This window comes from Rhizobium sp. BK512, assembly GCF_014194915.1.
Taxonomy (GTDB): Bacteria; Pseudomonadota; Alphaproteobacteria; order Rhizobiales; family Rhizobiaceae; genus Rhizobium.
Genome location: NZ_JACIAS010000002.1, coordinates 83,786 through 102,119 on the forward strand (window position 1 = coordinate 83,786; position 18,334 = coordinate 102,119).

Consider the following 18,334-nt stretch of genomic DNA (forward strand, 5'->3'; position numbering starts at 1 on the left):
GGCTAGCTCCTATTCCCCCGGTCACGAGGGGATGGGCTGCGGCTCGATGCCGACATCGAGCAGATCGATCGAGACGGCGACCCGATCGAGGATCGGCCGGTTGTCCGGGCCGGTTGCGTAAACCCTGCGCTTCGTCGGGATTATCAAACCAGCGAAACTCCTGTGGTCGCTTGCATAGTTGGCACTCCTGGTGCCGCCCATGATGTCGACGCTGTAGTCATGGCGCCGCAACAGGCCGTCCGCATTGAAATAGAAGGTCTGCACGGTGGAATGGCTCGGGACGGTTGAGGGGAAGGTTACCTTCAGCCGGCGCCAGGTTTCATCCTCTTCCTGCCACGGCTCGATCTCCTCCGTCCTGAAACCGGGAAGCGTGAAGAGAAACGGCGTCGTCAGATAGGTCCACATGGCATAGCCGGTGAAATAGATCAGGTGCTGCCGGTCCCAGGGTGTGGTGATCGTATGTCCTTCAAATAGGGAACGCGGTGCGGCACGATGTTCGATGACGTCGCCGCTGTCAGCAACGATAGATGTTTGCTCCGGTTCCCAGACGCAATGCTGCCCTTTCTCCAGGAAGGGGGTGAATTCGGTGTGCGGACGATGGGCGGAGACCGACGTGTGGATGTCGGCATAGACATCCGGCCAGCCCTTCACATGCCAGACCGCGCCGCCAACTTTGATATGTGCATGCAATTGCTCGATCTGCTGCCAGCGTTGCAGGCCGCCATGCGCTTCCATTGCGAGATCCAATAGGTCGGTCACTTCGAGAGCCTCCGGTTCGTGATGATCATAAAGGTTTAACTTTGAAACCTATCGACATCTATTCCGATATGGTTTAACTTTGCAACCGTAATTCGGATGAAAGGCGGAAAAATGAAGGGCAAGCGAACTGACATGGGGGATGCCCAGTGCGGGATCGCGCGGTCTCTGCAAGCCGTCGGCGATTGGTGGTCGCTCCTCATCATCAGGGAGGCTTTCAAGGGGCTTCGACGGTTTTCCGAGTTTCAGAAGAGCCTCGGGCTCGCAAAGAACATCCTGTCGGTGCGCCTGCGAAAGCTCGTGGAGGAGGGCATCTTCACGGTGGAGCCGGACCCTGACTCCGCACTCAGCCATCTCTATCTCCTGACGCCGAAAGGGCGCCAGCTGAGCGTGGTCCTCGTCGCTCTCTGGCAATGGGGGGAGGAGCATTGCTTTGCAGAGGGTGAACTGAACTATGCGATCGTGGACAGCCTGAACCGGCAACCCTTGCAGAAGCTTCAGCTTGCAGCCCGCGACGGCCGGCCTCTGGACTCTCAACAGTTTCGCATTGATCCCCGGGATCGTTGAGCCCAGCCCTGGGCCCTCATAAGGGGGCAGCGGCAACACCGCTGCCCCCCGCTCAAGATGGCCCTTGTTCCACGCATCGGCCATTGCGATCTCCTCGCATCACGACACAGAGAGAGAGCGGGACCAATCACCGGACAAGGAACCCGAGCACTGCTGCGTTTGCAAGATCGATGAAGAATGCGGAGACGAGCGGCAGGATGATGAACGCGATGGTCGCTGCTCCGTGGATCTTGGTGACGGCCGTCATGTTGGCTATTGCCGTGGGGGTGGCTCCGAGCGAAATCCCGCAAAAGCCGGCGGAAATGACTGCCGCATTGTAGTTGCGCCCCATGGCCGGGAACACGATGAAGATGATGTAGATAATGGCCGCAAGCGTCTGCACCGCCAGCACGATCGCGAGCGAAAGGCCCAGTCCGCTCAAGGCCCACAACTGCATGCTCATCAGAGACATCGCCAGGAATACGTTCAGAGAGAGATCGGATATGAGCGCCAGACCGCGGGTGTGTGCCGGCCAGGGCAAATTCGGAGCCAGGATCGGAATGCTGTTCGTCATCACGATGGCGACCAGCAGACAGACGACGAACAGCGGAAGATTGATCCCGGCTTCAAGGATAAGCTCGTGCAGGGCGTAGCCGATGATGATGGCAACATTTGTCACCAGCAATGTGCGCAACAGGCCGATGTAGCTGACATCGTCTTCCTGGCCGGCAACGGCATCCCGCGACACGCCGATCGTCAGCTCCTCGTCCTTGGGGCCACTCAGACCATTCCGGGCGATCAGATACTGCGCGATTGGTCCCCCGATCAGACTGGCGACGACCAGGCCGAGCGTTGCGCTGGCAATGCCGATTTCGAGAGCATTGGTGAGGCCGAAACGGCTCGACACGATAGGTGCCCAGGCAATCGCCGTGCCGTGCCCTCCGATCAGTGAGATCGAACCGAGAAGGATTGCCATGCCTTGGGGAAGACCGAGCACTTCGCTCGCCCCCATGGAAAGGAGGTTCTGGATGACAAGAAACGCAAGCGTGAGGGCCAGCAGGATGAGAAACGGCTTGCCTCCGGCAAAGAGATCGGAGACCCGCGCGTTCAGGCCGACGCCAGTGAAAAAGTAAAGCAGCAGCATGTCGCGTGCGGCAAGCTCGAAGCTGATCTCGATATCGAAGAACTCGTAGGCGACGAGCGTCACGAGCGCTGCCAGCAGCCCGCCCGTGACGGCTTCCGGGATGCTCCAGCGGGTGAGGACGGGGATGAGCCGATTGAGGTTCGCGCCGGCGAAGAACACGAGGATCGCTATGGTGAACGACAGCAGTCCCGGGACCTGTATTGTCGACATGTGCCACCTTCACCGTCAGACGTATCGGTTGCAAAACACTGACACACGCGCTTTGACTGAACCAGTGAAAATATTGTTTCGCCCCCTCGCTGCTCCCGGGGACATCGTGCGGCATCCGGCTCCTGCTGCCCGTTACTGGTTTCGAAGCACGCCGACGAGAGCCTTTCCGTCGGTGAAATAGGGATCGCCGCCGCCGTTGCGACCGTCTTTGGTCGGTCCGATGCCATTGATCTCATAGCTCGACAAAAGTTGCCCGGCCTTGAGAAGGTCGCTGATGACAAGGTCGCGCTCTGCATCGACATCAGGGCCGATATGATGCGTGATTTGACCGGTATCGTGGCTGAAGCCGACGCCCCGATCAAAACTTGCCGAGCCCAGCCAGTGCGGGCGGCCATTTGGGCCGGTTTGTTCGGTCAGCCAGAAACGAACATGGTTGCGTTCGTCGGCGCTTTTGCCGACGGGCTTTTCGAAAGCCAGATCCTGTTTTCTGCCCTCAAAAAGCAGTGGGCTGACCGGCGCATCCAGATCAGGCCGATCAAGCACCACACTCAGTCCGATATCGATCGATGTGCGCAAGGTAATCTTGTCGGCAGGATCCCATCCGGCCGCCGCGAACGCCCGGATGACCTCTTCCTTCGAACCGACAAGACCGACATTGATGGGGTCGCCGGGAATACCCTGCTCGGTGGTCGTGACCATGTTGCCAACTTTGGCAACGCGGTCGGCATCGTGAAAAATCCAGATTTCGGGAATGACGAAATAGGCAAGCAGCAAATATGTGAACAGCAGGGCAGCCACAGTGCTGGTCGCCATGCGGATTCTCGTGCGATGACGCATTGGAAATCCCCCCAGATTGCCAGGGAGGATCATACGCCGAACATGCGGCGGCGACATTCATAATTTGCAGTTGTCCGCTCGATCTCGATCGAAGCAAAAAGCAAACGCACAGGACGTCGACTGTCGCGCCGACGATAGCGTTCATTAGAAACTGCTTGAATTCTGATACGCATGTTGTATACAAGTTGTTTATCAGCTCGTGGAGCAGGTGCATGTCGCTTTCATTCTCTTCGCAGCCGGATGCCGCCCAGGACATGGTCTATGCCTGGTTGAAGCAGCACGTGCTGACCTTGCCCCGCCATGAGACGACTTTCCTGACGGAGTCGCAGGTCTGCCGGGAGACCGGAGTTTCCCGAACGCCCGTGCGGGAAGCCTTCCTGCGGCTGGAAGCCGACGGCTTGCTCAAGATCATGCCGAAGAAGGGGGCCTACATCGCGCCGATCACCGAGGCCGAGATCGACGATATCATGCAGGCACGGCGCCTCGTCGAAGAATGGTGCGCGCAGCAGGCGAGCAGTTTCGGCAGCAGCGTCGCCGATGGATTGGACGACATGATCGCGCGGCAGGAACAGGTTCGCAACGATCCCGTCGCCTTCATCGAAAGCGATCGGGAATTCCACCGGACAATCGTGCGGGCAGCGGGCAACGCGGTTCTCGCAACATTCTACGAGAGCCTGCGGGATCGGCAGGTCAGGATGGGCGTGCATGCCATCTCCGTCGGCAGCCGGATCGACGAGGTCCTGGTCGAACATCGCGCAATTGTCGATGCGATCCGGGCCGGCCAGCCGGGACGGGCGGTGGCGGCGGTCGGCGAGCATCTGGCGAGGACGCTGACGGCATTGCGGGCACCGGCTTTCGGCGGCCGGGCTGCCGTCTCTCGGGCTGCGGAATAGCCGCTGCGCGGACGCAAACTTGAGGCTGACAGGAAAGCAGGAATGGCAATCGGATAATTCAGATCAGCACCGGGGGGCCGGACATGGAACCAGTTTTCGACGTGAATGCATTCAGGCAGGCGTTGGGGCAGTTTCCGACCGGTGTGTGCGTGGTCACCAGTGTCGTCGGCGCAGAGACGCTCGGTGTGACGATCAGTTCGTTCAATTCTCTCTCGCTCGACCCGCCGCTGGTCCTGTTCAGCATCGATCGCCGTGCGGCCAGCCTGCCGCTTTGGCAGCAGGCAACTGCTTACACGATCAACGTTCTCTCGGAAAACCAGGCGGATCTTTCGGGCCGCTTCTCGCGGTCGCTGACCGACAAATGGGAAGGGATCGCCTGCGAGACCGGGGTAGGGCACGGTCCCACATTGCCGGGTGCTGCGGCGGTGTTTCACTGCGCGCATTGGGCCGTCCATCAGGGCGGCGACCATCTTCTTTTCATAGGCAAAGTCATCTCGTTCCGCACGTTCCGAGACCGCCATCCGCTGGTCTTTTCCAAGGGCCGCTACGCCGCCCTGGAAAATGAAGGATTCGCCGATCAATCGTGGCCGTTGGCCTCGCACTATTGAAGGGGGTAGTGATGTTGAAGACAGGTGCACAGCATATCGAAGCCCTGCGCGACGGCAGGCAGGTGTTCATCAACGGCGCTGTTGCGGGCGATGTCACCGCGCATCCGGCCTTTCGCGAAACGGTACGGTCCGTGGCGCGGCTCTATGACTTCCAGAGCGAGGAGCGGAACCGGTCGCTCATGACCTGCGAGACGGAGAGCGGGGACCGCGCAAGCCGGATCTGGCAGATGCCGGCGAGCTACGCGGAACTCGTGGAGCGACGCAAGGCGCTGGAGACATGGGCCACACTGCATTGCGGTTTCCTTGGCCGCGCTCCCGATCATGTCGCCTCCTGCCTGTCCGGCATGATGATGGGGATCGATGTGTTCCGGGATCATGATCCGAAGCGCGCCGATGCGCTGGCCGACTATTATCGCCATGCCCGCGACAGCGATCTCTACCTGACATACGTGATCATCAATCCGCAGGCGGACCGGTCGAAGACGGCAAGCCAGCAACAGGACCGCACGCTGACTGCCGGTGTCGTCGATCAGGATGCGGAGGGCCTGACGATCCGCGGCGCAAAGATGCTGGCGACGGGTGCGATCATGGCCAACGAGGTCCTCGTGACCTGCATCCAGCCGCTGTCGGAGGGAGACGAGCCCTATGCCGTCTCCTTCGCCGTCCCGATGAATGCGCGCGGCATGAAAATCATGTCCCGCAAATCCTACGAGGAACATGCGGTGAGCGTGTTCGACAACCCGCTCGCCAGTCGCTTCGACGAGAACGATGCGGTCCTCTATTTCGATGACGTCAAGGTGCCCTGGGACAGGGTATTCATCAACCAGGATATCAAGATGTGCCAGCGGCAGTTTCATGGCACGCCGGCGCATGTCCTGCAGAACTATCAGGCGCAGATCCGCCTGATGGTGAAGATGCGCTTCCTGTCGGGGCTGGCGCATCGCATTGCCGAAACCAATGGCATCGTCAATTTCCCGCAGGTGCGTGAGATCCTCGGCTCGTTGGCAGCCCAGAACGCCATGGTCGATGCCTTTGTTCACGCCATGGAGGTCAAGGGGCAGATGCGCGGCCGCTATTTCATCCCGGATGCGCACATGCTCTATTCGGCGCAGGTGCTGACCCAGAAACTTTATCCCACCGTGATCTCGACCCTGCGCGAACTGGCGGGCGGCGGATTGATCATGCTGCCTTCGAGCGTCGCCGATTTCGCCGACCCGCAGCTGAAGGAACTGATCGAGAGGACGCAGCAATCACCGGCAACGAGCGCCGAAGGACGGGTGAAGCTGTTCAAGCTGGCCTGGGATGCGATCGGCTCGGAATTCGCCTCGCGCCATACACAATACGAAATGTTCTATGCTGGGGCGAATTTCGTCACCACCGGCCACAGCTTCCGCACCTTCGACTGGCATTCCGGCACAAGGCTCGTCGACCAGATGCTGGATTCCTATTCGCTCGAGGGCGAGCGTCCGGCCGATGCCGCGGTGGCGGCATGAGCTTCCCGATTTCGGCCTTCCGGGAGCACAAGGAGTTCCACCGCGTCGACATGGATACCGGCTGGCATGGTCCTTCCGGCTATCCGCCCGGCATCGAACAGAAGATACTGGCGGGACGCCTGGACGAGACCGGGGGCAAAGGCAGCCGCACCCGCTTGCTCCGCTTCAGCCCGGGTGCGCGGACCGACCGGCCGTTTGTCCACGATTACTGGGAGGAGGTCTATCTGCTCGAGGGCGACCTGATCGTCGGCGATGGAACAGAACTGGCGACGACCTTCTCCATCCATACCTATGCCTGCCGTCCGCCCGGTGTCTTTCACGGACCATTCAGATCGGAGACGGGATGTCTGCTGCTGGAGGTCCACTACTATGACGCACCATAGATTTTGACGCGGGGTGGCCGCCTCCTGCAGCCTCAGCAGCCAATGACCATCTCGTCTTATACGGCTCCGCTTCCGGAAGCAGGAGCCGCTTAGTTGAGTTGTGTCACTGTGTAAGCGGTGGCGCCGTGCGTAGCCTTCTTCAGGCTCGTTTATTTCCTCCGAGGGGTGTCGGCGCCGACCACATGCTCCTCTTCGGCCGGAAGACGTGCTCCTGCGATCTTGACGGCCGCGATATCGCCGTTGAGCTCCTTGAGTTCGTCCGGGGTGAAGTTCACCGAAGCCGCGCCGATGTTCTGCTGCATGTGCGCGATCTTCGTGGTGCCGGGAATAGGAACGATCCATGGCTTCTGCGCCAGCAGCCAGCCGAGCGCGATTTGCGAAGGGGCCGCTTCCTTGCGCTGCGCCCATTTCAAGACCACGGCGTAGAGCGCCAAGTTGGCCTTCAGGTTTTCCGGGGAGTAACGCGGTACGAGCGCGCGGAAATCAAACGCACCGCCGCCGGCCTGAAGATCGAACGTCGCGCCAGCGCCAAAACGGGTGTCGGCGTTCATCTTCCCGGAGAGAAAGCCCATACCGAGGGGACTCCAGCAGACGAAGCCGATCCCGAGCTCCTCGCAAAGGGGCAGGACTTCTGCCTCCGGGCCGCGCCAGATCATCGAATACTCGTTCTGGATGGCGGCGAGGGGGAGTTCCGCGTGGGCGCGGCGGATGGTCTGGATACCGGGTTCCGAGAGACCCCAGTTGAGCACCTTGCCCTCGGCCATCATATCCCGGACGACGCCAGCCACGTCTTCGATGGGGACAGTGGGGTCGACCCGATGCTGATAGAGCAAGTCGATGTGATCCGTCCTCAGACGCTTGAGCGAACCCTCGACCGCGCGACGAACATGCTCCGGTCTGCTGTTCATGCCACGGTCCCCCATCTTGCCGGTGTCAGGGTCGATGTCGCCGCCGAACTTGGTCTCGATATAGACCTGATTTCGGACACTCTGCAGCGCCTCTCCAACGATGTCCTCGGAGACGAAAGGTCCGTACATCTCGGCCGTGTCGATCAGGGTCACGCCGCTGTCCACCGCGCTTCGAATGAGGCGGATCGCTTCACCACGCTCGAGCGTACTGGTGTAGAAGTCGGTGACGACGCCCTCCTTCGGCCCGGGGAGCCACTGGCAACCTAGGCCGACGGGAGATACGTTGAGACTTCCCAACTTTCGTGGACCAGACACGGCGGAGGCTCCCGATATCGTGGCATTTGCCGCCGCGGGTTGCGCCCCAAGACCGCACATCAATGCGACGCCACCGAGCATTGCTCCAGATAGCAGAACATTGCGGCGGCTCATGACCACTGAGCCGGTAGCGGCGAGGTTACTTTCATTATTGTCAGGCATGGAGCGCTCCTTGCGTCTTGATCTGAAAAGGTTTCACGTCGCGGTTGGCTATTGTGGGAGCAGGCGCGGACATGAGGATTCGCTCCCTTCGCGAATGAGGATCAGCCGTTTGTCAGCTTGAGATGCTCTTCATTGAGCCGCGCCCCGTGGATTTCGATCCGGGCCAGCGCGTCATCGATGTCCCTGATGTCATCGGAGGAAAAGACGACATCGGCAGCGCCGATATTTTCCCGGATGCGCTCCAGCTTCCTGGTGCCGGGGATCGGTACGATGAAAGGCTTGCGGTAAAGCAGCCACGCGAGTGCGATCTGGGCAGGCGTGCAACCCCTGGCAACAGCCACCCGGTGCAAGAGATCGATCAGAGCCTGATTGGCGAGGCGGGCCTCCTCGGTGTATCGTGGCTGATAAGAGCGGAAGTCGTTCTCCCCAATTGCCGTGGCGGCGCTGATCGTTCCTGTCAGAAATCCTTGTCCAAGGGGAGACCACGGCACGAAACCGATGCCGAGCTCCTCGCAAACTGCCAGAACTTCGGCTTCCGGATCACGCGTCCAGAGGGAATATTCGCTTTGGAGAGCCGCCACGGGCTGGACTTCGTGAGCGCGACGGATGGTTGCCGCGCTCGCTTCGGACAGACCGAAGTGACCAACCTTCCCGGCGGCCACGAGGTCCTTCACGGTGCCGGCAACGTCTTCGATAGGGACATTGGGATCGACACGGTGCTGATAGAGCAGGTCGATACGATCGGTCCTGAGCCGGGTGAGCATGGCATCGACCACCGAGCGAATTCGCTCCGGCCTGCTGTTCGTGCCCGGCCCGGTCGCGCCAAACCGGCCTTCGAGATCGAAGCCGAACTTGGATGCGATGATCACCTCGTCCCTGATCGGAGCGAGCGCTTCACCGACAAGCTCCTCGTTCGTCCACGGGCCATAGGCCTCGGCGGTGTCGAAAAGGGTAATGCCGAGATCATGAGCGCCACGGATGATGCGGATGGATTCCGCCTTATCGGGAGACTGCCCGTAGATCGAGGTGAAACTCATCGTTCCATAGCCGATTTCTGAAACGGCCAATTCTCCAAGCATGCGCGTTTTCATTGATTTTCAGCCTGTTCACAGGGTTCGAGTTCGGCCCGCATGTGCGGCGGGCGGCCTGAAAACAAACATACTCTGGTGACGAATGATGCATTAGATGCTTAATTGTGCTTGGGCTTATAAGATGAGATAATAAATGCGGCGAAACGATTTGGGTGATCTGAACGTGTTCCTGGCCGTCGCCGAGGAACAGAGTTTTACGAAGGCCGCAGCCCGCCTGGGGCAATCCCAGTCCTCGCTCAGTCAGACGATCCGCAGGTTGGAGGAACGTCTGGGCATGCGGCTGCTGACGCGCACGACACGTTCAGTGGCCACGACCGAAGCAGGGGAGCAGCTGATCGAGACCCTGAAGCCGGCGCTTTCCGACGTCGAGGCGCGACTGGCGATGTTGAGCGAGCTGAAGGACAAGCCATCGGGCATCATCCGGCTGACCGCTGAGCGCCACGCGGCCGAGACGATACTGTGGCCTGCGATCTCGCGCCTCGTCCAAGACTATCCGGAAGTCAAAGTCGAAGTCGCCATCGACGCATCCTTCACCGACATCGTCTCCGGGCGCTTCGATGCCGGCATCCGCCTTGGCGAACATGTCGAGAAGGACATGATCGCTGTTCGGATCGGGCCGGATCTACGCCTCGTCGTCGTCGCGTCTCCAACATACCTCGCCCGGTGCGGGTTTCCGCAGACGCCTCACGATTTGACGCGGCACCGGTGCATGAACGTGCGCCTTCCAACCACCGGCGGGCTTTATGCCTGGGAATTCGAGAAGGACGGTCACGAACTGAACGTCCGGGTCGACGGGCCTTTTATCTTCACGGACGAGTCCCTTGCAATGCAGGCGGCGATCGAAGGACACGGCCTGGCCATGGTGTGGGATGACGTGGCGCTTCCTGCAATATCCGAAGGCAAGCTTGTCCATGTCCTTGAGGATTGGTGCCAGCCCTTCTCGGGCTATCATCTCTACTATGCCGACAGACGGCATCCGTCGGCCGCGTTCACCGCCTTGCTGCGCGAGCTTCGGGCGCGAGCCCTTCAAAGAAGACCTGTGTAAGCATGCGGACGTCGAACAAGCTGCGATGTTCGCGGCGCCGAGGCTTCCGCCACCCATCCCCAACCGGACTTACCGCCCGCCGGCCGATACGGCAAGGAACACCGCCTTCTGTGCCTCGAAGGCGCGCTTGAATGGGGGCCGCGCCTGTCCGCGTGCGATATAGGCGCAGAGGTTGGGATATTCCCCGAGCAGGGACGATCCCTCCAGCCGCAGCAGCACCGAGATCATCTGCAGGTCGCCGGCGCTGAAATCTCCGTCCAGCCAGTCGGCATCGCCGAGCCGGGCGGAGAGTTCGCCGAGCCGCTTGCGGATGCGTCTTTCGACATGGGCCTGCCGCTCCGGGTACCAGCTCTCCTTGCCCTCTTCAAATCTGGCGGTCTCGCGGTCGACGATGACGGGTTCCATCGTGGAGATTGCGGCAAAGATCCAGGTGATCGCGCGCGCCCGGGCGTTGGCATCATCGGGCAGCAGGCCGCGATGATTGAGGGCGATATGCAGGATTATCGCGCCGGATTCGAAGAGCGCGAGATCGCCTTCCTCATAGGTCGGGATCTGCCCGAAGGGCTGAAGCGCAAGATGGGCGTGCTCCTTCATCGTCTTGAAGGAGACGAGGCGGACATCATAGGGCTGGCCTGCTTCCTCAAGCGCCCAGCGCACGCGCATATCGCGCGCAAGGCCCTTGCCGCGATCGGGTGAGCGTTCGAAGGCGGTAATGGTGATCGTCATTTCTGTCCTCCGTGATCTGTCCGTCTGGAAGACGGGCAGGCGGCCCTGAATCCGACAGCGGGATGTTAGTTCTTGGCTATCCGTCATGCCTGCGCGACATCCCTCACCGGGTCCAATATCACGGGATCACGGCGGAAATCGTCGGAACTTGGTAGCAATGCGGCCGCTTGATCTCCGTAAATTCCGGGCTTGCTCGCGGCGGCCATTATCGGCCGAGCAAACTTAAACAGGCGCTCCGGCGGAGCCGGGCACTTCGCCAAACCGGTTGGCAGTTTTCGAGCCAGGAGTGAGGATGATTGCAAGATGGAGCGCCAGCAGAAAAATGCCGGTGAGAATTGCCCCGATCAGGGAGCCAACCGCCTCGTAATAGCCATAGACCAAATGAAGCAAGAGGACTGAAGGGCTCCACCAGCCGCTCTGATCGAAGTCATGCAGACGCGTCACCATCAAGCAAAGGCTGGCGATGATAGCCAGCACATAGGTCAGGGCGACTAACGCCTCGACCATAGGAATCGTCTGCCGAGTTCCGACCGGCGTCAGTAGGCGAGTGAGCGCGAATATCGCGGCCGCGGCGAAAGCGATGACTGCCATGTTGGACAGGAAATAGCGAAGACGACCAAGCCTACCGTGTAACGAGAATGCTCTGAGCATTGAATCCCCTTGCCGCTGATCGAGAAAAACACTCTCGCGCTCATAGTTAGACGATTGCTTCGAAGCAGCGCGGTCGGCCGCTCCGTGGATTAAATCTCAGTGGCTGCCCCCTTGATCTCTGTCAAGGACTGCCGGGCGGGCCTGCGATACACCTTCTCATGTACCCGATTCCTGGACGTGCAGCGCCTGCGATGGCGCGACAGGAGATGGTGATTGGCCTGACACGCCTAAAGTGTCATAATGGTTGCGTCGGCAACTCTGGGGAGGCGTTGTGGCTCAAATCACGGATTCTGTCGCAGAGTTCAAGAGGAAGCGCAGGCGGGAGCTTTTGACCTTCGCCGTGCTTGCTTTCGGGATTTGGCCCGTGGTCGCCGTCGGCGTCGTCGGCGGTTACGGCTTCATGGTCTGGATGTACCAGATCGTCTACGGGCCGCCGGGGCCGCATGAGGTCAAGGCCGCACCTCCCGGCTCGGCAGAGTGAGGGTCTCCAATGGTTCTCTCAACACGCACGCGACGTGGTTTTCTGACCGGCAGGTCATCGGCAGATCCGGCGACGAATTTTCCTCCCGGGGTGATACTTCCCCCCGGAGCGACTGAAACATCCGTTCGGAGCTGTTCGGGCTGCGGTGCATGCGTCGACGCCTGTCCCACGAAGATCATTTCGATCCGTTCGGGCATTCCCACCGTGGATTTCCGACTCGGGGAATGCACCTTCTGCGGCCAGTGCGCGGAACGATGTCCCGAGAGCGTTTTTCCGGCCGGTCCCGCCAGCAGCTTTGCCCATCATGCTGTTATCGATGACGGGTGCCTCGCCAACAATTACGTCGACTGTCAGGCCTGCCGCGACAGCTGTCCTGAAGGCGCCATCCGGTTCTGGCCGCGGCTCGGCGGGCCGTTCGTTCCCGAGCTCGATGCGCATGCCTGTACGGGATGCGGCGCCTGCATTTCGGTCTGTCCGGCGGATGCAATCGTGATGAAACCCCGCCATCGGGAGGCAACCCATGCCTGACAGCCGCCATCACGTCTCCAGCGCCGTCGTCATCACCCGCCCGGAACTGACCGGCGATGTCGCGGTGCGTCTGGCCGCGATCGAAGGGGTGGAGGTTCACGCGACGGTGCCGGGCAAGATCGTCGTCGTGATCGAGGGGCCGCATTCCGGCGTGCTCGGGGAGAGGCTCATCGGCATTTCGGGGATGGACGGCGTGCTCGCCGCCCACATGGTTTTTGAACAGGCATTGGAAATCGAGGAGACAATCGATGACGACCGAACTCACGCGGCGTGATCTCCTGAAGGCGCAGGCGGCGGCGATCGCCGCGACGGCTGCCGGCATCGCTGCGCCCGCTGCGGCGCAATCGGTGCCGGGCGGAGTGGCGGCGCTGGAGATCAAATGGTCGAAGGCGCCGTGCCGCTTCTGCGGCACCGGCTGCGGCGTCATGGTCGGCGTGAAGGAGAACCAGGTCGTTGCCACCCATGGCGACATGGAGGCGGAGGTCAATCGCGGCCTCAACTGCGTCAAGGGCTACTTCCTCTCCAAGATCATGTACGGCAAGGACCGGCTGACGAGCCCGCTACTGCGCAAGCGGGACGGCGTCTACGCCAAGGACGGCGAGTTCGAACCCGTCACCTGGGAAGAAGCCTTCGACGTGATGGCGGCGCAGGCAAAGCGCGTGCTCAAGGAAAAGGGGCCGACGGCGCTCGGCATGTTCGGGTCCGGCCAGTGGACCATCTTCGAAGGTTACGCCGCGACAAAGCTGATGCGGGCGGGCTTCCGCTCCAACAACCTCGATCCCAATGCGCGCCACTGCATGGCTTCGGCTGCGGTCGCCTTCATGCGCACCTTCGGCATGGACGAGCCGATGGGATGCTACGACGATTTCGAAAACGCCGATGCCTTCGTGCTCTGGGGCTCGAACATGGCCGAGATGCATCCGATCCTCTGGACGCGGGTGGCCGACAGGCGGCTCGGGCACGAGCATGTCAAGGTCGCGGTGCTCTCCACCTTCACGCATCGCAGCATGGACCTTGCCGACATACCGCTGATCTTCAAGCCGGGTTCGGACCTTGCTATCCTCAATTACATCGCCAACCACATCATCCAGACCGGCCGCGTCAACCAGGATTTCGTCGACAAGCATACGAAGTTCATGAAGGGCACGACCGATATCGGCTACGGGCTGCGCCCCGACAATCCGCTGGAATTGAAGGCCAAGGGTGTCGCCGACGCCGCCAAGATGGATCCGATCGACTTCGAGGCCTTCAAGGCGATGGTCTCGGAATACACGCTCGAAAAGGCGGTCGAGCTCTCCGGCGTCGACAGCGCCTTCCTGGAGCAGCTCGCGGAACTCTATGCCGATCCCAAGACCAAGGTCATGTCGCTCTGGACAATGGGCTTCAACCAGCATGTGCGCGGCGTCTGGGCCAACCAGATGGTCTATAACCTGCATCTGCTCACGGGAAAGATTTCCGAGCCGGGCAACAGCCCGTTCTCGCTGACGGGACAGCCGTCGGCCTGCGGCACGGCCCGCGAGGTCGGCACGTTTGCGCACCGCCTGCCGGCCGATATGGTCGTCACCAATCCGGAGCATCGCAAGCATGCCGAGGAAATCTGGAAGGTGCCGGAGGGGCTGCTGCCGGACAAGCCCGGTTATCACGCCGTCGAGCAGGACCGCATGCTGCATGACGGGAAGCTGAATTTCTACTGGGTGCAGGTCAACAACAACGTCCAGGCCGCGCCGAACACCAGCAACGAGACCTATAAGGGATATCGCAATCCGGACAATTTCATCGTCGTCTCGGACGCCTATCCGACAGTGACAGCCATGAGCGCCGATTTGATTCTGCCGGCGGCCATGTGGGTGGAGAAGGAGGGGGCCTACGGCAATGCCGAGCGGCGCACGCATGTCTGGCACCAGCTGGTCAATGCGCCGGGCGATGCCCGCTCCGATCTCTGGCAGCTGGTAGAATTTTCCAAGCGCTTCACCACCGACGAGGTCTGGCCCGCCGACATCCTCGACAAGAACCCGGACTACAAGGGCAAGACGCTCTACCAGGTGCTCTACCAGAACGGAAATGTGGACGAATTCCCCCTGACGGACGTCTCGCCAGACTATGAGAACCGCGAGGCCAAGGCATTCGGCTTCTACATCCAGAAGGGGCTGTTCGAGGAATATGCCCATTTCGGCCGCGGGCACGGACATGATCTGGCGCCCTACGACATGTACCATCAGGTGCGCGGCATGCGCTGGCCCGTCGTCGACGGCAAGGAGACGCGGTGGCGCTACCGCGAAGGTTACGACCCCTACGTCAAGCCGGGCGAGGGGCTGAAATTCTACGGGCAGAAGGACGGCCGCGCGGTCATCCTGGCGGTGCCTTACGAGCCGCCCGCCGAGTCGCCCGATGACGAGTTCAATTTCTGGCTCGTGACGGGCCGTGTCCTTGAACATTGGCATTCCGGCTCGATGACGATGCGTGTTCCCGAGCTCTACCGGGCCTTTCCCGGTGCGCGCTGTTTCATGAACGGAGACGACGCCAGGAAGCTGGGCTTCAACCAGGGTGCGGAAGTGCGCATCCAGTCGCGGCGCGGCGAGATCATCAGCCGGGTGGAAATCCGCGGGCGCAATCGCATGCCGCATGGCGTGATCTTCGTGCCGTGGTTCGACGCCAGCCAGCTGATCAACAAGGTCACGCTCGACGCCACCGACCCCATCTCCAAGCAGACGGATTTCAAAAAATGCGCAGTCAAGCTTCTTCCGGTCGCCTAATCTCCAGGCGCGCTCGGGCGATCGCGGCCGTCGCCCTTCTCCTGCTCACCGGCACCGTCACGCTCGCGCAGATGGTGCCCTCGTTGTCCGGCAACGAGAATCCGATGGAGAGCAAGGAGGCGAAGCCGGTTCCCAAATGGGTGATCGATGACCTGAGGAAGATGCGGAACTATCCGGACCAGCCTCCGATCATCCCGCATTCGATCGAGGGCTACCAGCTGACGGTGAACGCCAATCGCTGTCTTTCCTGCCATCGGCGCGAGCTGACGGAAGGCTCCGGTGCGCCGATGATCAGCGTCACCCATTACATGACCCGGGAAGGGCAGATGCTCGCCGATGTCTCACCGCGGCGATATTTCTGCACCGCCTGCCACGTGCCGCAGGCGGATGCAAAGCCGCTGGTGCCGAACACCTTCAAGGATATGAGCGAGCTGGGCTTCAAGCCTGCGGGAAGCGAGCAATGATCGGGAGGATCAAAACGATAGTCCTGTGGTGCTGGCGCCTGTTGCGCTCGCCGGCAACGACACTCAGCCTGGCATTCCTGACGCTCGGCGGCTTTGTCGGCGGGGTCATGTTCTGGGGTGCCTTCAATACCGCGCTCGAAGTGACCAATACCGAGGCCTTCTGCACCGGCTGCCATGAAATGAAAACGAACGTCTATGAGGAGCTGAGCCGCACCGTTCACTTCTCGAACCGCTCGGGCGTTCGCGCCACGTGCCCGGACTGCCATGTGCCGCACCAGTGGACCGACAAGATCGCGCGCAAGATGCAGGCGTCGAAGGAAGTCTGGGGCAAGATATTCGGGACGATCAACACGCGCGAAAAATTCCTCGACAAGCGGCTGGAACTCGCCGAGCACGAATGGGCGCGGCTGAAGGCCAATGACAGCCTGGAATGCCGGAACTGCCACTCGATGGGGGCCATGGACCTGACGAAACAGACCGTGCGCGCCGCCGAGATCCACACGCGATACCTGTTGCCGGGCAAGGCGACCTGCATCGATTGCCACAAGGGCATCGCGCATGAGCTTCCGAACATGGAAGGCGTCGATCCGGGCTGGAAGGTTCCGGCGGAGCTGATGGGCAGGAATGCCGATCCCGGCTGGCATGAGCGTGCCAAGCTCGCGGCCTATCTCGGCACGGCCGATGCGGTGGCCATCGACAACTGACGGCTGCGGCGCCTTTGCCTGGTGTCGCAAGAAGGGCAGGGCATGTTTGTGAAGGTCCGCAGCTCCAAGCCTCTGAAAGCGGCAGGCTTTCCGGGGCTTGGAACGTTTGCCGGGGCATCCGCGTTTTCGCCGTCATGATGTACGTGCAGCCCGTTCCTTCGCCGCTTATCTCCCCGCGGGTCGGCAAGATCGTTCAGACCGGCCGCGAGCAGATCCATATGCTCGAAAGCGGCAGCGCGGGTGCGGATCCCGTCGTGCTGCTGCATGGCTGCGGCAGCATTGCCGAGGAGGTGATGATGCCGTTTTCGGGCAGCGGCCTCCACATTATCGCGCCCGACAGGCCGGGTTATGGTTTCAGCGCGGCACTGCCTGTCGGCGAGCGCGGGCCGCTTGGCCAGTCCTTCTGGCTGGAGCGTTTGCTGGAGGCGCTGGCGTTTGAGCGTGTGGTGCTCGCTGCCCACTCGATCGGCTGCGCGGCAGCCCTGCATCTGGCCGCCCGCCGGCCGGATCTGCTGAAAGGCCTGTTTCTCATCTCGCCCTGCTGCCGGCCCGTTCCCTTCAAGCCGCTGATCGTGCTGCGCAGCGCCGTCGCTCCCTTCGTCGGCCCCGTCATCCGCCAGCATGTGATTGCCCGCTGGTCGTCCTACTTCCTCGAGCGCGGCCTGCGCACCTCGTCCCATCCCAATCCCGTCGCCGCAGGGCTTTTCGCGCTGCCGGCCGTGCATGTGGTCAATGCCGCCTCGATCGCCACCATGGCCGAGGAACTCTGGGCCTTCAACGGCGACATGCAGCCGCTTCGGAGCCTTCCGGCGGATCTGCCGGTTTCCGTTCTCTTCGGCCGTGAGGACCGGATCATCGGACCGCGCTGGCATCTCGACTGGCTGCACGAGAGGCATCCGGCGGCCCGGGTCGAACTGCTTGATGGCATCGGCCACATGCCGCATCATGTCGCCTCCGATCTGGCGGTGACGATGCTGGGCGATCTTGCCGGCAAGACGCCGGGCGATCCTGCAGGCAAGACGCCGGGCGATCTTGCGGACAAGACGTCCGGCGATCCTGCAGGCAAGACGCTGGGCGAAACCGGTGAGGCGAGCCAGTCCACAATCGCGGTCGCCTAAGGGCGTCGCGCAAAAAAAAGCCCGCCTGGCTAAGGCGAGCCGAAAGTTGCTGCCCTTGTCGGGCATGGGGAAGTCAGGCGGTGGTAAGGGCCTCGCTGGATCGGGCCTCCGGAACTGCGGGCCGCGGAGCAACGTTCTCGCCGGCGCGGCGGGCCAGCTGCCGGCTGGCGGTATCGAGCAGGGTTGCGAAGGCGGCAAGGCTGATCCTGTCGGCGCGCAGCATCTGGCGGATCAGCGGATCCCTCAGCATATCCGATGCGGTCATCTCAATCATAGCTGGTCCTCCTTGTCCGAACCTATGGTAGGCGTTGTTTGTAAAGAATACATGTCAAGGTGGTGACAAAAGCAAGGCGGAGTCGGCGAGCGTTCGAAGGCGGTCGTGGTCATCGTCATCGCTGTTCTCCCTGACCTCCCTGGCAAGATGACGCGCGAGCAGGCGCGAATTCGACATCCGGTGCCAATTTTCGCCATCGGTCATGCTGCAGAATGGGCGTCAGTGCGCGGCGCCAAGCCGGCTC

General features: G+C 61.5%; 21 protein-coding genes. 13 read left to right on the top strand and 8 right to left on the bottom strand.

Annotation, left to right across the window (positions count from 1 at the left end; translation table 11 throughout):
- Window positions 1-21: 21 nt before the first annotated feature.
- Window positions 22-759, bottom strand: a complete 738-nt coding sequence (locus FHX06_RS06275; protein WP_183878508.1) for a hypothetical protein — start codon at window positions 757-759, stop codon at window positions 22-24.
- Window positions 760-870: 111 nt separating this feature from the next.
- Here FHX06_RS06275 and FHX06_RS06280 point away from each other — a divergent pair, with 111 nt between their 5' ends.
- The gene (locus FHX06_RS06280; RefSeq protein ID WP_112546539.1) at window positions 871-1,323 is read left to right on the top strand and encodes a winged helix-turn-helix transcriptional regulator; all 453 of its coding nucleotides are present in this window, start codon (window positions 871-873) and stop codon (window positions 1,321-1,323) included.
- A 127-nt stretch (window positions 1,324-1,450) separates the two neighbouring features.
- Here the strand turns inward: FHX06_RS06280 and gltS are convergent, their stop codons facing one another.
- Together gltS and FHX06_RS06290 are read right to left on the bottom strand one after the other, a co-directional pair.
- Window positions 1,451-2,656, bottom strand: a complete 1,206-nt coding sequence (gene gltS, locus FHX06_RS06285; RefSeq protein WP_183878510.1) for a sodium/glutamate symporter — start codon at window positions 2,654-2,656, stop codon at window positions 1,451-1,453.
- 132 nt (window positions 2,657-2,788) lie between these two features.
- Window positions 2,789-3,469 carry an LssY C-terminal domain-containing protein gene (locus tag FHX06_RS06290; RefSeq protein WP_409564338.1) on the bottom strand — a complete coding sequence of 227 codons (681 nt, stop codon included), beginning with the start codon at window positions 3,467-3,469 and terminating at the stop codon, window positions 2,789-2,791.
- Window positions 3,470-3,705: 236 nt separating this feature from the next.
- On the opposite strand from FHX06_RS06290, the gene FHX06_RS06295 reads away from it, so the two are divergent.
- The 4 genes from FHX06_RS06295 to FHX06_RS06310 all read left to right on the top strand — a co-directional run bounded on the left by FHX06_RS06295 (window position 3,706) and on the right by FHX06_RS06310 (window position 6,870).
- Window positions 3,706-4,386 carry a GntR family transcriptional regulator gene (locus FHX06_RS06295; RefSeq protein WP_183878512.1) on the top strand — a complete coding sequence of 227 codons (681 nt, stop codon included), beginning with the start codon at window positions 3,706-3,708 and terminating at the stop codon, window positions 4,384-4,386.
- A gap of 83 nt (window positions 4,387-4,469) precedes the next feature.
- A complete protein-coding gene (locus tag FHX06_RS06300) occupies window positions 4,470-4,994 on the top strand; it encodes a flavin reductase family protein (RefSeq protein WP_183878514.1) in 525 nt (174 codons plus the stop codon).
- An 11-nt stretch (window positions 4,995-5,005) separates the two neighbouring features.
- Entirely contained in the window at window positions 5,006-6,487 is a 1,482-nt protein-coding gene (locus FHX06_RS06305; RefSeq protein WP_183878516.1) for a 4-hydroxyphenylacetate 3-hydroxylase family protein, read from the top strand.
- The gene (locus FHX06_RS06310; protein WP_183878518.1) at window positions 6,484-6,870 is read left to right on the top strand and encodes a cupin domain-containing protein; all 387 of its coding nucleotides are present in this window, start codon (window positions 6,484-6,486) and stop codon (window positions 6,868-6,870) included. The genes FHX06_RS06305 and FHX06_RS06310 overlap by 4 nt, the downstream gene beginning before the upstream one ends.
- Before the next feature lie 149 nt (window positions 6,871-7,019).
- Here the strand turns inward: FHX06_RS06310 and FHX06_RS06315 are convergent, their stop codons facing one another.
- On the bottom strand, window positions 7,020-8,255 hold the full coding sequence (locus tag FHX06_RS06315; protein WP_112546548.1) for an aldo/keto reductase: 1,236 nt from the start codon (window positions 8,253-8,255) through the stop codon (window positions 7,020-7,022).
- A 101-nt stretch (window positions 8,256-8,356) separates the two neighbouring features.
- Window positions 8,357-9,346, bottom strand: coding sequence for an aldo/keto reductase (locus FHX06_RS06320; protein ID WP_112546549.1), 990 nt, complete (start codon window positions 9,344-9,346; stop codon window positions 8,357-8,359).
- Window positions 9,347-9,479: 133 nt separating this feature from the next.
- Between FHX06_RS06320 and FHX06_RS06325 the strand changes: the two genes are divergently transcribed.
- Window positions 9,480-10,391 carry a LysR family transcriptional regulator gene (locus FHX06_RS06325; RefSeq protein ID WP_183878519.1) on the top strand — a complete coding sequence of 304 codons (912 nt, stop codon included), beginning with the start codon at window positions 9,480-9,482 and terminating at the stop codon, window positions 10,389-10,391.
- 69 nt (window positions 10,392-10,460) lie between these two features.
- On the opposite strand, the gene FHX06_RS06330 is transcribed toward FHX06_RS06325, so the two are convergent.
- Both FHX06_RS06330 and FHX06_RS06335 read right to left on the bottom strand, forming a co-directional pair.
- Window positions 10,461-11,117 (bottom strand): glutathione S-transferase family protein, encoded by a 657-nt coding sequence (locus tag FHX06_RS06330; RefSeq protein ID WP_183878521.1) that lies wholly within the window; start codon window positions 11,115-11,117, stop codon window positions 10,461-10,463.
- Window positions 11,118-11,339: 222 nt separating this feature from the next.
- The gene (locus tag FHX06_RS06335; RefSeq protein WP_183878523.1) at window positions 11,340-11,768 is read right to left on the bottom strand and encodes a DUF805 domain-containing protein; all 429 of its coding nucleotides are present in this window, start codon (window positions 11,766-11,768) and stop codon (window positions 11,340-11,342) included.
- Between the two features lie 271 nt (window positions 11,769-12,039).
- Between FHX06_RS06335 and napE the strand changes: the two genes are divergently transcribed.
- The 7 genes from napE to FHX06_RS06370 all read left to right on the top strand — a co-directional run bounded on the left by napE (window position 12,040) and on the right by FHX06_RS06370 (window position 17,816).
- Window positions 12,040-12,249, top strand: coding sequence for a periplasmic nitrate reductase, NapE protein (gene napE, locus FHX06_RS06340; protein ID WP_112546552.1), 210 nt, complete (start codon window positions 12,040-12,042; stop codon window positions 12,247-12,249).
- Window positions 12,250-12,258: 9 nt separating this feature from the next.
- Window positions 12,259-12,777 (top strand): ferredoxin-type protein NapF, encoded by a 519-nt coding sequence (locus tag FHX06_RS06345; RefSeq protein WP_183878525.1) that lies wholly within the window; start codon window positions 12,259-12,261, stop codon window positions 12,775-12,777.
- Window positions 12,770-13,051: a chaperone NapD gene (locus tag FHX06_RS06350; protein ID WP_112971876.1), complete on the top strand. Its 282-nt coding sequence runs from the start codon at window positions 12,770-12,772 to the stop codon at window positions 13,049-13,051. Before FHX06_RS06345 ends, FHX06_RS06350 begins: the two co-directional genes overlap by 8 nt.
- Window positions 13,026-15,530, top strand: coding sequence for a periplasmic nitrate reductase subunit alpha (gene napA / locus FHX06_RS06355; protein WP_183878527.1), 2,505 nt, complete (start codon window positions 13,026-13,028; stop codon window positions 15,528-15,530). Before FHX06_RS06350 ends, napA begins: the two co-directional genes overlap by 26 nt.
- Entirely contained in the window at window positions 15,500-15,994 is a 495-nt protein-coding gene (locus FHX06_RS06360; protein WP_183846332.1) for a nitrate reductase cytochrome c-type subunit, read from the top strand. Before napA ends, FHX06_RS06360 begins: the two co-directional genes overlap by 31 nt.
- Window positions 15,991-16,698 (top strand): NapC/NirT family cytochrome c, encoded by a 708-nt coding sequence (locus tag FHX06_RS06365; RefSeq protein ID WP_112546556.1) that lies wholly within the window; start codon window positions 15,991-15,993, stop codon window positions 16,696-16,698. Before FHX06_RS06360 ends, FHX06_RS06365 begins: the two co-directional genes overlap by 4 nt.
- Before the next feature lie 134 nt (window positions 16,699-16,832).
- Window positions 16,833-17,816, top strand: a complete 984-nt coding sequence (locus FHX06_RS06370) for an alpha/beta fold hydrolase (RefSeq protein WP_183878530.1) — start codon at window positions 16,833-16,835, stop codon at window positions 17,814-17,816.
- Window positions 17,817-17,889: 73 nt separating this feature from the next.
- Here FHX06_RS06370 and FHX06_RS06375 read toward each other — a convergent pair whose 3' ends face one another.
- Window positions 17,890-18,090 (bottom strand): hypothetical protein, encoded by a 201-nt coding sequence (locus FHX06_RS06375; protein ID WP_183878531.1) that lies wholly within the window; start codon window positions 18,088-18,090, stop codon window positions 17,890-17,892.
- Window positions 18,091-18,334: the final 244 nt, after the last annotated feature.